We start from the raw sequence: 14,118 nt of genomic DNA on the forward strand, positions 1-14,118 counted from the left end.
ATTTTGCGAGCGTCTATTTGGTAGAAAAGCCGTTCAATGTGCCCTTTCGTGCGGCAGGCAAAGGTTAACCAGTGGCAAAGGTGGAGGTAATTTTGCCAGCAGCCGTCTTTTCGTTTGTGTGATTAGCGCCTAAAGCCCCCGGTAAATGGAAGATATGGCATCATGAGCAGCATCAAAACTCCCAAGCCCGTGCGCGGCACGCAGGACATTTTCGGCGCAGAAGCAGAAAGTTTCGCCCATGTCACCGCGACATTCGAACGCATTCGCAAGCTTTATCGCTTCCGCCGTGCGGAAATGCCGGTGTTTGAGAAGTCTGAAGTGTTCTCCCGTTCACTGGGTGAGACGACCGATGTGGTCTCCAAGGAAATGTATTCCTTCCTCGATCGCGGCGATGAATCGCTGACCCTGCGGCCGGAATTTACCGCCGGCATCGCGCGGGCCTATCTGACCGATGGCTGGAAGCAATATGCCCCGGTGAAGATCGCGACCCACGGGCCGCTGTTCCGTTATGAACGGCCGCAAAAGGGGCGCTATCGCCAGTTCCACCAGATTGACGCTGAAGTGATTGGCGCGGCCGAACCACAGGCCGATGTGGAACTGCTGGCGATGGCGGATCATCTGCTGAAAGAGCTGGGTATTTCGGAAGGCGTTACCTTGCAGCTCAACACGCTGGGTGATGGTGCGAGCCGGGAAAACTGGCGTGCGGCGCTGGTGGAATATTTCCGGGCACACAGGTCAGAACTGTCCGAAGACAGTCAGGACCGGCTGGAGCGCAATCCTTTACGGATTCTCGACAGTAAAGACCCACGCGATAAGGTCTTCACCGCAGATGCGCCGAAGATTGATGACTACCTTTCTGCTGAGGCGCAGGATTTCTTTGCGCAAGTGACCTCTGGGCTCGATGCTGCTGGTGTTGCCTGGGAGCGCAATTCTGCTTTGGTGCGCGGGCTGGATTATTACCGCCACACCGCGTTTGAATTCGTGACCGATCGGCTGGGTGCGCAAGGCACTGTGCTGGGCGGGGGGCGCTATGATGGCTTGATGGAATCGCTTGGCGGCCCGGCTACGCCTGCTGTTGGCTGGGCGGCTGGGATCGAGCGGCTGGCGATGTTGCTTGAAGCAGAGCAGGAACTGCCTTTCGATGTCATGATCGCGGTTGAGGATGATGCGGCTGCCACCTTCGCCTTTGGCAAATTGAACGCCTTGCGGCGCGCCGGTATTGTGGCAGATATTGTCGCTACCGGTTCACCCAAGAAGCGGTTTGATAAAGCGGTGAAGTCAGGTGCTGCACGGATTGCCGCGATTGGTTTTGCGGATGGTGTTGCCACGGTGAACATTCGCGGTGACAATACGGATGACGCGCTGACGCAGGCCATTCAGGCGATATTGGCCCCATGATCCCCGCTGACCGTCTGCGGCAGATTGCCCAGCGCTTTGCCGAGCTGGAAGCGCGGCTGGCATCGGGTACGCTGGAGGGTGACGAATTCGTCACCGCGAGCCGTGACTATGCCGAGCTGGAACCGGTCGCCAAGGCTGCTGGCGATGTCCATGCCATGCGCGATGAATTGGCCGAGTTGGAAGCGATGGGCGATTCCGATCCGGAAATGAAAGCGCTGGTCGAGGATGAGATCACCCGGCTGCGCGATGCTTTGCCTGAGGCGGAAAGGGCATTGGCCGTGGCCATGCTGCCGCGCGATTCTGCCGATGCACGGCCTGCCATGCTGGAAATTCGTGCCGGGACCGGCGGCGATGAAGCAGCGCTTTTCGCGGGCGACTTGTTTCGCATGTATGAACGCTATGCCGCCGAACAGGGCTGGAGAGTCGAAACGGTGAGCATGAATGCTTCAGATGCAGGGGGCTTCAAGGAAATAGTCGCCAATGTCACGGGCACGGGCGTTTTTGCGAAATTGAAGTTTGAAAGCGGTGTTCACCGGGTCCAGCGTGTGCCCGTAACGGAAAGCGGCGGGCGGATTCACACCTCGGCCGCGACTGTAGCTGTGCTGCCGGAACCGACCGAAGTGGATGTCGAGATTGCCGATAATGATCTCAAGATCGACATTTATCGCGCCAGCGGGGCCGGTGGGCAGCATGTGAACACCACCGATTCTGCCGTGCGGATCACCCATCTTCCCTCCGGCCTTGTTGTCACCCAGCAGGATGAGCGCAGCCAGCATAAGAATAAGGCCAAGGCCATGCAGGTCCTACGGGCGCGGCTTTATGAAAAGATGCGCGCTGAAGCCCATGGGGCTGAGGCTGAGGCGAGGAAAGCGATGGTCGGCTCAGGCGATCGGTCTGAACGCATTCGCACCTATAATTTCCCGCAAGGCCGGGTGACGGACCACCGGATCAACCTCACGCTCCATAAACTGCCCGAAGTTCTGGCCGGGGCGGGCCTTAGTGAATTGGTCGATGCGCTGATCGCTGAGGATGAAGCCAAGCGGCTGGCTGCTCTGGGCGATTGATCGTGGCCATGCTGGTGCCTGAAGCTTTGCGCAAAGCCGCTGCGGATTTGAGCGCCACCAGCGATACGGCGCGGCTCGATGCCGAATATCTGTTGGCCGATGCTCTGGGGCTTACCCGCAGCCAATTGCTGCTGTCCGGTGCATCGGGGCCAGTGCCGGAGCGTTTTTGGGAAGCGGTCGAGCGGCGCAAAGCGCATGAGCCGCTGGCCTATATCTTGGGGCATGAGGATTTTTACGGCCGTAACTTTCGGGTCTCCCCTGATGTGCTGATCCCGCGTTCGGATAGCGAAAGCGTGGTCGGTGCGGCTTTGGCGTTGCAAGGGTCAAAAGGCCGGGTGCTCGATTGCGGCGTTGGGTCGGGCGCGCTTCTGCTCACGATCATGGCGGAAAATCGGGGTGCCAGTGGGGTCGGGATTGATCGCAGTGCCGGGGCGCTGGCCATCGCGCAGCATAATGCTGAGGCTTTGGGGCTGGGCGGGCAGGTTACCCTGTTGGAACGCGACTGGAGTATGCCGGGTTGGCAGAACGGGCTGGGCCTGTTTACCTGCATTATCGCCAATCCGCCCTATGTTGAAGATAATGCCCCGCTTGATGCTTCGGTGCGCGAATATGAACCGGCAGGTGCGCTGTTTTCCGGGCCAGAGGGGCTGGATGATTACCGCCTGCTTATCCCGCAATTGGATGCACTCCTGTCCAATGATGGGCAGATTGTGCTGGAAATTGGCGCTTCCCAAGCGGAAGGGGTGGCGAAAATTGCCGAAGAAGCAGGCTATCGCTCACAATTAACGCATGATTTGGCCGGAAGGCCGCGCGCCCTGGTGTTATCTCGGAAAGGTTTGTCGCAATAAAAATAAGATAAGGCTTGGCAAGTGCTCTTTCAGTAGCTAGGTCAGAGGCAGGCTATCGGCTGGAACACAGACGAAACGTTCCCCGGGCCATCAAACTCCATAGCTTGCATTGAACCGGCGGAAAGCCACCGGTCGCCTATGCAGATGGGGAGCCGACGGAGCGCAGCAGCGCCGTGGCGAGGGGTCTTGCGGCCTGGCCGGACATGATGTCCGGAGGTCCCAATTGAGGAACTGAATTCCCTTGAACAATAATCGTGGCAACAACAATAGCAACAATCGTCGGCGCGGACGCGGTAATAATAACCGCAACCATGGTGGCGGTGGTAACCAGTTGAACCGGATTGACAGCAGGGCACGAGGCAATGCGCCGCAACTGCTGGAAAAATACAAGAAACTGGCCAGTGACGCGTCGTTGAATGATGATCGGGTTCTGACCGAATATTATCTTCAGTTTGCGGATCACTATTTCCGCGTGATTGCCGACATCAAGGCTCAGAAAGAAGAATCCCGCATCCGCCGTGAAGGGGAGCGGGAACAGAATTCTGGCGATGATCAGGATCATGACCGGGACGATCAGTCTTCACGCCGCCAGTCTCAGTCGCGTGGTTACAACAATTCCGACGACAATGATCAGGCCGCTGATGATCGCGATAATGATGACAGCGAAGATCGCGCGCCTCGCAATGCGCCGCGCAGTCGCAATCGCCGTCAGCCCTCTGATGACAGTGGTGAAACCGAAACCCGGCGCGAACGTAGCCCACGTCATGAGGGCGCTGAGTCTGCCGAGAGCAGCGATGCGGCTGAAGCAGAACCGGCTCCCAAGCCGCGTCGCGCCCCCCGCACATCCACTGCTACTCGCGAAGCCAAGCCCCGTCGTTCACGCAAGAGCGCTGACGATGCGGAGAATAACAGCATTGATATGGCGGCTCTGCCCCCGGCCATTGGCCGCGGCGTAGAAGGCGAAGATGCAGGTGATGAACAAGCTCTTCCGGCCAAGGAAATCAAACCCCGCCGTACTCGTCGTACGACCCGTCCCAAGGACGAAATTGCAGAGGGTGCCAATGGCGAAGCCGATAATGGCTCGCTCGAAACGGTGAATTGATCATCCGTTAGACCCGGCAATATGCGCTTTGGCTGCAACTGTCTTGCAGCCGGGCGCGGGTGAGGCCACAGGCGGCTTATGACGGATAAAATCCCGATCTTCAGGCGATTCGTGACCTGCGTAACGCGCTGGCCGCGTTTGTCCGCGCTGGTGCTCGGTGTGGTGTCGGCCACTGGCTTTCAGCCGCTTGGCCTCTGGCCGCTTGCGCTGCTTGCGATGGGCGTCTTTGTGCTTATTGTGGCTGCAGCACCTGATTGGCGCAGCGCTGCATGGCGCGGCTGGATCTTCGGCATGGGGCATTTCACGCTCGGCAATTGCTGGATCGCAACCGCCTTTACCTATCAGGCTGAGATGCCCGCCATTCTGGGCTGGGCAGCGGTTCCGCTTCTCTCGCTTTATCTGGCTGTTTATCCGGCACTGACTGCAGGCGCTGCACGGGCTTTGGTACGTCGTGACCATGGAGGCTGGGCGATGCCATTCGCCTTTGCCGGGAGCTGGATCATCAGCGAATGGCTGAGAAGCTGGATCTTCACCGGCTATGCCTGGAACCCTTTTGGCATGGTGTTGCTTGGTCCTATGGACCGCCCGGGGATTGCTGCCATCACCCCATGGCTGGGCACTTATGCGCTTTCGGGCCTTGCCGTGCTGATCGCTGCGGGGCTGGTTTATGCGCTGCGAGACAGGCGCTTCATCGGCCTTACACTGGCCTCGACACTGCTGGTTGCCGGAATGTACTGGCCGGTCGGCAAGGGCGCGCAAGGCACTCTGGCCGTGACTGTGGTGCAGCCTGATCTGGGTCAGGAAAAGCTCGACGATCCGCGCCTATTTGAAAGCAATTTTCAAACTCTCGCCGCACTCAGTCTGCCACGTGATGATCGGGAGCCAAGATTGGTTCTGTGGCCGGAGTCGGGTCTCCCCGATTATCTGCGCGATGGCTACCCGCAGCGCTATTATGATCAGACGACCGTTGAAGGCAGCCCGGACTATGCCCGCGCCCGGATTGCCAATGTCATTGGCCCCGGCAGTTTGCTGATGACGGGAGCGGTCGACCTCGATCTTGAGCAGGGGCGGGCGATTGGTGCCCGCAATGCCGTCACGGCACTCAATTCCGAAGGTCAGATCGTCGGGAGCTATTACAAGGCCCATCTGGTGCCTTATGGCGAATATCTGCCCTTGCGCTGGCTGCTTGAGCCATTGGGCGCACGGCGTCTGGTGGCAGGCGCGATTGATTTCCTGCCCGGTCCCGGACCCAGAACGCTCGACCTTGGCCCCTGGGGCCATGCTGGCGTGGACATTTGCTATGAAATTATCTTTTCCGGCCATGTGACCGAACCCGGCAAGCGGCCGGACTATATTTTTAACCCTTCTAATGATGGCTGGTTTGGTGCCTTTGGCCCGCCGCAACATTTTGCGCAGGCTCGCCTTCGCGCCATCGAGGAAGGGCTTCCTGTGCTTCGCGCCACCACCACCGGCGTCAGCGGTATCATTGATGCGCGCGGCGTAGTGCGCAATCATCTCGACCGGTTGAAGGTCGGCCGGATGGACACATTTGTGCCCCCTGCGGCCCCTCCAACCCTGTTTTCACAATTGGGCAATATATTGCCGCTGTGCTGGGCGATAGTTTTCCTCGGCTTGGCCATCATTGCCTTGCGGCGGCGCGCTCGTTAGAGCCACCATCACATCCAGTCATTCGCAAGAGAGCGAAAGAGGAAAAAGCCTTATGCGTCAGACCTATCTGTTTACTTCCGAAAGCGTATCAGAAGGCCATCCCGACAAAGTTGCAGATCAGATTTCTGATGCCATTGTCGATCTCTTCCTGTCCAAAGATCCTGAAGCACGGGTCGCCTGCGAAACGCTGACGACGACACAGAAGGTTGTTCTTGCTGGCGAAATCCGCTGCAAGGGCGTGTTCGAAGACGGCAAGTGGACCGATGGTGCGCTGGAAGAAATCGAACAGACCGTGCGTGCTGTGGTCAAGAAGATCGGCTATGAGCAGGATGGTTTTCACTGGGAAACGTTCGACTTCGAAAATTACCTCCACGCCCAGTCTGCGCATATTGCGCAAGGCGTCGATGCGGCTGGTAATAAGGATGAAGGCGCGGGCGATCAGGGTATCATGTTCGGCTTTGCCTGCGATGAAACCCCTGATCTGATGCCTGCGACGCTGGATTATAGCCACAAGATCCTGCAGCGCATGGCCAACGACCGTAAATCCGGTGCGGCACCGTTTCTGGAACCTGATGCCAAGAGCCAGGTCACACTGCGCTTCCGCGATGGCAAGCCTGAAGCCGCCACTGCGATTGTCCTCTCAACCCAGCATGCGCCGGGTTATGATGAAGGCGAGAAGGAAGCCGAACTGAAGAAATATGTGAAGGATGTCATTGCTGACATTCTTCCGGCTGATCTTCTCTCCGATGAAACTGTCTACCACATCAACCCTACCGGCACGTTTGAAATCGGTGGGCCAGATGGTGATGCGGGCCTGACCGGGCGCAAGATCATCGTCGATACTTATGGCGGGGCCGCACCCCATGGTGGCGGTGCCTTTTCCGGTAAAGACCCGACCAAGGTGGACCGTTCTGCGGCTTATATCACTCGTTACCTGGCCAAGAATATCGTGGCGGCAGGCCTCGCCAAGCGCTGCACGATCCAGCTTTCCTATGCCATCGGCATTTCCGAACCTTTGTCGATCTATGTCGATACGCATGGCACTTCGGCTGATGGTGTGAGCGATGAAGCGATTGAAGCAGCTATTCGCGGCATGAAGAAGCTTGGCGGTCTCACCCCGCGCGGTATCCGGATGCATCTGGGGCTCAACAAGCCGATCTACTCACGCACCGCTGCCTATGGCCATTTTGGACGCAAGGCCGATGGCGATTTCTTCCCCTGGGAACGCACCGATCTGGCTGATGATCTGAAAGCCTCCCTCGGCTGATCTCGCTTCGAAGGTATAAAAAAGCCCGGTATCTCATCGCGAGATAGCCGGGCTTTTTTGTCATGGGTTTATCCCTTTAAGGGGAGCTGCCTTTGTCAGGAGAGGTAGTGCGCCGTGGTTTTTTCCGCCACTTCTTCTGCCGTCACACCGGGTGCCATTTCGATCAGCTTGAACGGGCTATCGTGATCGGGACGCTGGAAGACAGCGAGATCGGTGATGATCATATCCACCACATTGCGTCCCGTCAGCGGCAAGCTGCATTCAGGGATGAATTTGGAGCTGCCGTTTTTCGAGACATGTTCCATCACCACGATGATCTTCTTGACCCCGGCCACGAGATCCATCGCGCCACCCATGCCTTTGACCATCTTGCCCGGAATCATCCAATTGGCGATGTCCCCCTGTTCGGACACTTCCATCGCGCCCAGAACGGTGAGGTCAATATGGCCGCCACGGATCATGGCAAAGCTTGCCGCGCTGTCAAAATAGGCGGAGTTGGGCAATTCGCTGATCGTCTGCTTGCCAGCATTGATCAGATCGGCGTCCACTTCGTCAGGATAAGGGAAGGGGCCAATCCCCAGCATCCCGTTTTCCGATTGCAGCGTTACGTCGATCCCTGCGGGAATGTGGTTGGCTACCAGTGTCGGGATACCAATGCCAAGATTGACATAGAAACCGTCTTCCAGCTCGCGCGCGGCGCGTGCAGCCATTTCATCGCGTGTCCAAGCCATGATTATGCGGCCTCCCTTTCGCGGGTTGTCGTGAATTCGATACGTTTATCGTAAGGCGCACCAACGATCATGCGCTGGACATAGACACCCGGCAGGTGAATCGCATCCGGGTCGAGCGAGCCAGTGGGCACCACTTCTTCCACTTCAACGATGCAATATTTGCCGCAGGTTGCCGCAGGTAGGTTGAAGTTGCGCGCGGTCTTGCGGAACATCAGATTGCCAGTTTCATCGGCCTTCCATGCTTTCACAATAGCGAGGTCAGCAACAATAGCGCGCTCCATGATGTAATCTTCACCATCGAAATTACGCACTTCCTTGCCTTCCGCCACCAGCGTGCCGACACCCGTCTTGGTGAAGAAAGCCGGGATACCTGCGCCACCAGCGCGCATCCGCTCTGCCAGTGTTCCTTGAGGGCAGAATTCCACCTCCAATTCGCCGGCCAGATATTGTCGTTCGAATTCCTTATTCTCTCCCACATAAGAAGAGATCATCTTGGAAACCTGTTTGGACCGCAGCAGTTTGCCAATGCCTTCATTATCGATTCCGGCATTGTTGCTGGCGAAAGTCAGATTTTTGACCCCGCTCGCTTGAATCGCATCGATCAACCTTTCGGGAATACCGCAGAGGCCAAAACCTCCCGAAGCGATGGTGATTCCGTCTTTGAGCAAGCCATCAAGTGCGGCGGTGGCGTCCGGATAGAGCTTTTGCATCTTAACTCCCATTGTCGGGCGGGCATGGCCCGTTTGATGATGCAATGCACATAAACCCTCGCTTGGACGCTGTCACCCATTCGCGGATCTCAGGCAGCTTCGAATCACGAAGAAGAGGCTGTGTGGGCTTGTTCGAAAACATGCAACACTGCGCGCTTACGCGTAATTTTTATGTTTGATCTGATAGTATGGCACTAGGGGTTTCTTCGTGGTGCACTGCACAAAAAACTATGCATGATTCCTTAGCGGTTGCACAAGAAACCGTTAATGTTGGCTTCATAAATCGCAGAAAACCTTTACCTTTCTCCGAGATGAATTTTCTAATTGCAAAATTTGCAACAAAATTTGATTTTTTCGCACTTGCGAGAACCGGCACTTTGGCACATATAGAGCAGGCCTTTCAGGCATCCTCTCCCAAAACTTCAATGGCCCGGCCGGCAACGGCTGGGCCTTTTTCTTTATGTCGTCCGCCAAGTGTTTATCGCTTATGCGATTGGCGCAAAGCCTTGCGATTTATGCTGCCTGCCGGTGGAGCAGGTGTGAGTGCACAGCGTTTTTGGACCTTCCTGCCGTTCTGCCGGTTTGAAATAGAAGGGCGGGGTGCTTAGTTTCTCCCTGACACAATATCTCAGGCAATAAGCGAGAGTTCGGATGGCAGATGAGGACGCAAGCGCAGTCGACGAGAAAAAAGCGCGGCTGCAGGTAGCGGCGGCCAGGCAAGAAGAAAGCGGGCAGGGCATCGCTCGCATCCCCCGTTCAGCCTTTCAGGCACTCGGCATCACCGAAGGCGATGCCGTGGAGATTGAAGGAAAGCGGATTACTGCGGCGATCGCGATCCCCTCCTACAAAGAAGATGAATCGCTGTCGGTTATCCGGCTCGATGGTTTGCAGCGGGGCAATGCGGAAACCGGTTCGGGTGAGCATGTTACTATCCGTCGGGCGAATTCACGCCCTGCAACGCGGGTGGTTTTTGCCCCGGCGCAGCGGGAAATGCGGCTTCAAGGTCCGTCACAGGCGCTGAAGAAGGTCTTTTTCGGTAAGCCCATGGTGGCAGGTGATCTGGTGGCCACCCATGGCCAGCAGCCGGTGCAGGACGTGCCGCCCGAAATCCGGCGCATGTTCAACACGCCGGCCTATGCGCTGACGCAGATCAGGCTTCAGGTCGTTTCCACCGCGCCCAAGGGTATCGTTCATATTGACGAGAATACCGAAGTCGAACTGCGCGCCGAATTTGAGGAGCCGCGCGATGGCCGGGGCAGCGTCAATTATGACGATGTCGGCGGCATGGAAGACACCATCACCGCATTGCGCGAAATGGTGGAACTGCCGCTGCGCTATCCGGAATTGTTCACGCGACTTGGCGTAGATCCGCCCAAGGGCGTGTTGCTGCATGGCCCGCCGGGAACGGGCAAGACCCGTCTGGCGCAGGCTGTCGCCAATGAAAGCGATGCGGAATTCTTCACCATTAACGGCCCTGAAATCATGGGCTCTGCCTATGGTGAAAGCGAAAAGCGCCTGCGTGAAGTGTTCGAAGAAGCCAGCCGTGCTGCGCCTTCGATCATTTTCATCGACGAAATCGATTCCATTGCACCCAAGCGGCAAAATGTCAGTGGCGAAGCGGAAAAGCGGCTCGTTGCCCAATTGCTGACGCTGATGGACGGGTTGGAAGCACGCTCTAACCTCGTCGTGATCGCGGCTACCAATCGCCCCGATGCAATTGACGAAGCGCTGCGCCGCCCCGGCCGGTTTGACCGTGAAATTATCATCGGTGTGCCGGATGACAAGGGCCGCCGTGAAATCCTTGCCATTCACACGCGCGGGATGCCGCTGGGTGATGGTGTCGATCTGACTGAGCTTGCGCGCTCCACGCATGGTTTTGTTGGTGCTGACCTTGCCGCCCTTGCTCGGGAAGCAGCGATTGAAGCGGTCCGCCGCATCATGCCCAAGATCGATTTCGATGAGCGCACGGTTCCGCCGGAAGTGCTGGAAACACTGCAGGTTGAACGCAATGACTTCAAGGCAGCGCTGAAGCGCGTGCAGCCTTCGGCCATGCGTGAAGTGATGGTGCAGGCACCCACCACAAGCTGGTCGGATATTGGCGGCCTCACCGAGGCGCAGGAAAAGCTGCGAGAAGGTGTGGAGCTGCCCTTGCGTAATCCGCAGGCGTTTGAACGTTTGGGCATTCGCCCGGCCAAGGGCTTTTTGCTCTATGGTCCGCCCGGAACCGGCAAAACGCTGCTGGCCAAGGCCGTGGCCAAGGAAGCCGAAGCCAATTTCATCTCGATGAAAAGCTCTGACCTCCTGTCCAAATGGTATGGTGAGAGTGAACAGCAGATCAGCCGTATGTTCGCGCGTGCACGGCAAGTGGCGCCATGCGTGATCTTTATTGATGAGATCGACAGTCTCGTGCCCGCCCGCGGCATGGGCGGGAATGAGCCACAAGTCACGGCGCGGGTGGTCAACACGATCCTTGCCGAGATGGACGGAATGGAGGAATTGAACTCCATCGTGGTGATCGGTGCCACCAATCGGCCAAACCTTGTCGATCCGGCGCTGCTGCGCCCTGGCCGGTTTGATGAACTGGTCTATGTCGGCACCCCAAGCCTTGAAGGGCGTGAACATATCCTGAAGATTCACACCAAGAATATGCCACTGGCAGAGGATGTGGATCTGGCGCATGTCGCAGCGCAGACGGAGCGTTATACCGGCGCAGACCTTCAGGACGTGGTTCGCCGGGCCGGACTTGTGGCCATCAGGCGATCCGGCGAAAGTGCCACCCTTGTGACAGGGCAGGATTTTGTCGAGGCCTTGGCAGACAGCCGCGCGACCGTTTCCGAACAGATGGAAGCCGAATATGGCAAGATGAAGGGTGAGCTCAAAAAGCGTGCGCTTGAGGTGAACCCCATCGGCTTTGTCTATGATGGTATGCTGGAACCGACGCGTGAAAAGAAACACGGCTGATTTTGCACACAGCCGAACCGGAAAGGGGCGGGAAACCGCCCCTTTTTGCGTGAGGTCACCCTTGTCGAGGAACCTTTCGCCAGACATGCTTGTTTTTGACCGGGCTGTTTCGGCTGAAAGATCGGGAAGAATGCTTGTCTGAATATGTGAGAATTGACCCGGCACGGCGATCCGAAGCGATCTCAATGGCCCGGGTCATTTGCATCATGGGCATTGTCTACGTTCATGCGTGGACGGGCCTGACAGGGCCAGAATTTGAAGCCTTACGCGGTTCTGCGCAGGATATCATGCGCTGGGTGATGATGGATGTCTTTGGCCGCAGCGCTGTACCACTGCTGGGCCTGGTATCGGGCTGGTTGGTGGCTGGTTCCTCCCGCGTCCGCAATTGGGGTAGCCATGTTGCCCGCAAAGCTCGGACGATTCTGCTGCCGATGGTCTTATGGAATGTGCTGGCGCTGATTCTCATTTGCGGGTCAGGCAAATTGTTCAATCTGCAAGTGCCATGGCCGCCCTCTTTATCCTGGGTGTTTCAGGAAGTTTTTATCCTCACCCGCCCGCCGGACATGAATGTGCAGATGCCATTCTTGCGTGATCTGTTCCTGTGCATGGTACTGGCCCCCATGCTTGTGCGCTGGCCGGGTTGGGCCTTGGCCTGCGTGCTGGCGCTGACGGGTGTGTGCCATATCTTTGACCTTGGTGCACCGATCATCCTACGCGTGTCGATCCTGTTCTTCTTCACGCTGGGTATCTTGGTGCGGCGGAGCAATCTGGCCGACCGGATCACGCAATGGCCGCTGATCCTTGCGGCTTTGCCATTCCTGATCGTGATGCCTATCCAGCTCTGTCTGACGCTGACGCGCGATTGGGACATGGCGACGCCTGAAGCGCGCGAACTTGACCTTGCCGTGCGCATCGCTGCTGCTCTGGCCTATTGGCGGGTGGCCTGGGCGCTGACCTTCAGCCCTTTGCGCCAGACTTTTCTCAAAATCGAACCTTACATGTTCTTCTATTTTTGCGCCCATCTCATCCTGATGTGGCTGGGCGGGCCATTGCTGGGCAAAGTTTTTGGTAAGCTCGGGTCACCGCTCTACCCGATCTATTTTCTCACACAGCCCTTTATGGTGCTGGCGGTCATCATGCCGATTGGCATGGCGCTGACCCGTTATTGGCCATCGGCGGCAGACCTGTTGAGCGGTGGGCGGCTGACTGGTGAACCGAGGCGCAAAACGATCCCCGCATGGCCTGAAGGGGCTTAAGTACCGCGCTGAAAATCGGTGCTGCGTTCATCGCGCAGGGTGAGCGAACCTTCAGGCTGCACCCGGCCGCGCACGATCGCTTCGGGCATGGTGTCACGAATCCACTGGATCAGTTCTTCGCGAATGTCACAGCGCAGATCGTAGAGCGTGGGCGAATCTTTGGCGGTCATGAGCAGGCGCACTTCAATCGCATCGCGGGTGAGATCGGTGATCTGCATATGTTTGACACGCCCATCCCATCTCTCATTCTCCTCGATCGCTTCCATGAATTTGGCTCGGATCGCATCGAGCCTGGTCATCGGATCGACATAGAGATAGACCGTGCCGAGCAATTCTGAGGTGGTCTTGGTCCAGTTCTGGAAAATCTCATCCAGGAATTTGGAGGTTGGCACCACAAGGCGGCGTTCATCCCATACTTTCACCACAACATAGGTGGTGCGGATTTCCTCGACCCAGCCCCATTCTCCCCCGATGATGACCGCGTCTCCCACAATAACCGGCTCTGTCAGCGCCATCTGGAAGCCAGCAATCAGGGATTTGAGCGCAGGCTGCGCAGCGGCACCCACTGCGAGGCCGGCAAGCCCTGCCGATGCGACCAGTGTCACCCCGATATCGCGCACGCCGGGAATGGCGAGCAGCATCAGGCCGATAGTCACAAATACGATGATGAAAGTGGCGATACGGCTGAAGATGGACAGTCTTGTCCGGCGGCGGCGGGCGGCGCGGTTGTCCGGCATCGAAATATCGCTGCGCAGGATCATCGCTTCGGTCATGGCGTGGAGAATCGCCACCGCCATCCACCCCACCAGCAAGGGCATTACCCCGCCGCTAATGCTGTTCCACAATTCTTCCAGCTCAGGAATGGCATGGCCAGCCACCACCAGAGACAGCGCCACCAGCGCATACCGGCTTGGCCGGGCGAGCTTGCGCACCACAATATTGTCCGATGCGCTGTCACTTGCCTTCGCAAAGCGCCGCAGCAGGCGGAACAACAGGCTATGAAGGAGGAGGGCAAAGATAATCGCCAGCCCACCAGCCACGAAAACGCGCATAAGAACGGGCGCCCATGTCGGGAATCCGTCGAGATAAGGGTCCAATTGACTCAACATAGTT

The 14,118-nt window shown here is 57.6% G+C and carries 12 protein-coding genes; 9 read left to right on the forward strand and 3 right to left on the reverse strand.

The window, feature by feature from the left end:
- The first annotated feature begins 162 nt into the window (after positions 1-162).
- The 6 genes from hisS (at position 163) to metK (ending at position 7,347) form a co-directional block, all read left to right on the forward strand.
- Positions 163-1,398, forward strand: coding sequence for a histidine--tRNA ligase (gene hisS, locus GRI39_RS13030; RefSeq protein ID WP_160740160.1), 1,236 nt, complete (start codon positions 163-165; stop codon positions 1,396-1,398).
- On the forward strand, positions 1,395-2,462 hold the full coding sequence (gene prfA, locus GRI39_RS13035) for a peptide chain release factor 1 (RefSeq protein WP_160740161.1): 1,068 nt from the start codon (positions 1,395-1,397) through the stop codon (positions 2,460-2,462). Before hisS ends, prfA begins: the two co-directional genes overlap by 4 nt.
- Positions 2,463-2,470: 8 nt before the next feature.
- Positions 2,471-3,310 (forward strand): peptide chain release factor N(5)-glutamine methyltransferase, encoded by an 840-nt coding sequence (prmC, locus tag GRI39_RS13040; RefSeq protein ID WP_160740230.1) that lies wholly within the window; start codon positions 2,471-2,473, stop codon positions 3,308-3,310.
- A gap of 241 nt (positions 3,311-3,551) precedes the next feature.
- Complete coding sequence (locus GRI39_RS13045; protein WP_160740162.1) at positions 3,552-4,412, forward strand: DUF4167 domain-containing protein; 861 nt, start codon at positions 3,552-3,554, stop codon at positions 4,410-4,412.
- A gap of 78 nt (positions 4,413-4,490) precedes the next feature.
- On the forward strand, positions 4,491-6,080 hold the full coding sequence (gene lnt / locus GRI39_RS13050; RefSeq protein ID WP_160740163.1) for an apolipoprotein N-acyltransferase: 1,590 nt from the start codon (positions 4,491-4,493) through the stop codon (positions 6,078-6,080).
- 52 nt (positions 6,081-6,132) lie between these two features.
- Positions 6,133-7,347, forward strand: coding sequence for a methionine adenosyltransferase (metK, locus tag GRI39_RS13055; RefSeq protein ID WP_160740164.1), 1,215 nt, complete (start codon positions 6,133-6,135; stop codon positions 7,345-7,347).
- Between the two features lie 95 nt (positions 7,348-7,442).
- On the opposite strand, the gene GRI39_RS13060 is transcribed toward metK, so the two are convergent.
- Together GRI39_RS13060 and GRI39_RS13065 are read right to left on the reverse strand one after the other, a co-directional pair.
- Complete coding sequence (locus GRI39_RS13060) at positions 7,443-8,078, reverse strand: CoA transferase subunit B (RefSeq protein WP_160740165.1); 636 nt, start codon at positions 8,076-8,078, stop codon at positions 7,443-7,445.
- A gap of 2 nt (positions 8,079-8,080) precedes the next feature.
- On the reverse strand, positions 8,081-8,788 hold the full coding sequence (locus GRI39_RS13065) for a CoA transferase subunit A (RefSeq protein WP_160740166.1): 708 nt from the start codon (positions 8,786-8,788) through the stop codon (positions 8,081-8,083).
- A 230-nt stretch (positions 8,789-9,018) separates the two neighbouring features.
- On the opposite strand from GRI39_RS13065, the gene GRI39_RS13070 reads away from it, so the two are divergent.
- From GRI39_RS13070 to GRI39_RS13080, 3 genes are all read left to right on the forward strand, one after another.
- Positions 9,019-9,396, forward strand: coding sequence for a hypothetical protein (locus GRI39_RS13070; protein ID WP_160740167.1), 378 nt, complete (start codon positions 9,019-9,021; stop codon positions 9,394-9,396).
- A 43-nt stretch (positions 9,397-9,439) separates the two neighbouring features.
- On the forward strand, positions 9,440-11,749 hold the full coding sequence (locus GRI39_RS13075) for a CDC48 family AAA ATPase (protein ID WP_160740168.1): 2,310 nt from the start codon (positions 9,440-9,442) through the stop codon (positions 11,747-11,749).
- Between the two features lie 185 nt (positions 11,750-11,934).
- The gene (locus GRI39_RS13080) at positions 11,935-13,005 is read left to right on the forward strand and encodes an acyltransferase family protein (protein WP_211371607.1); all 1,071 of its coding nucleotides are present in this window, start codon (positions 11,935-11,937) and stop codon (positions 13,003-13,005) included.
- Here the strand turns inward: GRI39_RS13080 and GRI39_RS13085 are convergent.
- On the reverse strand, positions 13,002-14,114 hold the full coding sequence (locus GRI39_RS13085; RefSeq protein ID WP_211371608.1) for a mechanosensitive ion channel family protein: 1,113 nt from the start codon (positions 14,112-14,114) through the stop codon (positions 13,002-13,004). The two genes, GRI39_RS13080 and GRI39_RS13085, sit on opposite strands and share 4 nt — an antisense overlap.
- Positions 14,115-14,118: the final 4 nt, after the last annotated feature.

Source organism: Altericroceibacterium indicum, from assembly GCF_009828105.1.
GTDB classification, from domain to species: domain Bacteria; phylum Pseudomonadota; class Alphaproteobacteria; order Sphingomonadales; family Sphingomonadaceae; genus Altericroceibacterium; species Altericroceibacterium indicum.

Coding starts and splice junctions, on each gene's coding strand:
- hisS (WP_160740160.1), top strand. CDS start 163: ATGAGCAGCATCAAAACTCCCAAGCCCGTGCGCGGCACGCAGGACATT.
- prfA (WP_160740161.1), top strand. CDS start 1,395: ATGATCCCCGCTGACCGTCTGCGGCAGATTGCCCAGCGCTTTGCCGAG.
- prmC (WP_160740230.1), top strand. CDS start 2,471: ATGCTGGTGCCTGAAGCTTTGCGCAAAGCCGCTGCGGATTTGAGCGCC.
- lnt (WP_160740163.1), top strand. CDS start 4,491: ATGACGGATAAAATCCCGATCTTCAGGCGATTCGTGACCTGCGTAACG.
- metK (WP_160740164.1), top strand. CDS start 6,133: ATGCGTCAGACCTATCTGTTTACTTCCGAAAGCGTATCAGAAGGCCAT.
- GRI39_RS13060 (WP_160740165.1), bottom strand. CDS start 8,078: ATGGCTTGGACACGCGATGAAATGGCTGCACGCGCCGCGCGCGAGCTG.
- GRI39_RS13065 (WP_160740166.1), bottom strand. CDS start 8,788: ATGCAAAAGCTCTATCCGGACGCCACCGCCGCACTTGATGGCTTGCTC.
- GRI39_RS13070 (WP_160740167.1), top strand. CDS start 9,019: ATGCATGATTCCTTAGCGGTTGCACAAGAAACCGTTAATGTTGGCTTC.
- GRI39_RS13075 (WP_160740168.1), top strand. CDS start 9,440: ATGGCAGATGAGGACGCAAGCGCAGTCGACGAGAAAAAAGCGCGGCTG.
- GRI39_RS13080 (WP_211371607.1), top strand. CDS start 11,935: ATGGCCCGGGTCATTTGCATCATGGGCATTGTCTACGTTCATGCGTGG.
- GRI39_RS13085 (WP_211371608.1), bottom strand. CDS start 14,114: ATGTTGAGTCAATTGGACCCTTATCTCGACGGATTCCCGACATGGGCG.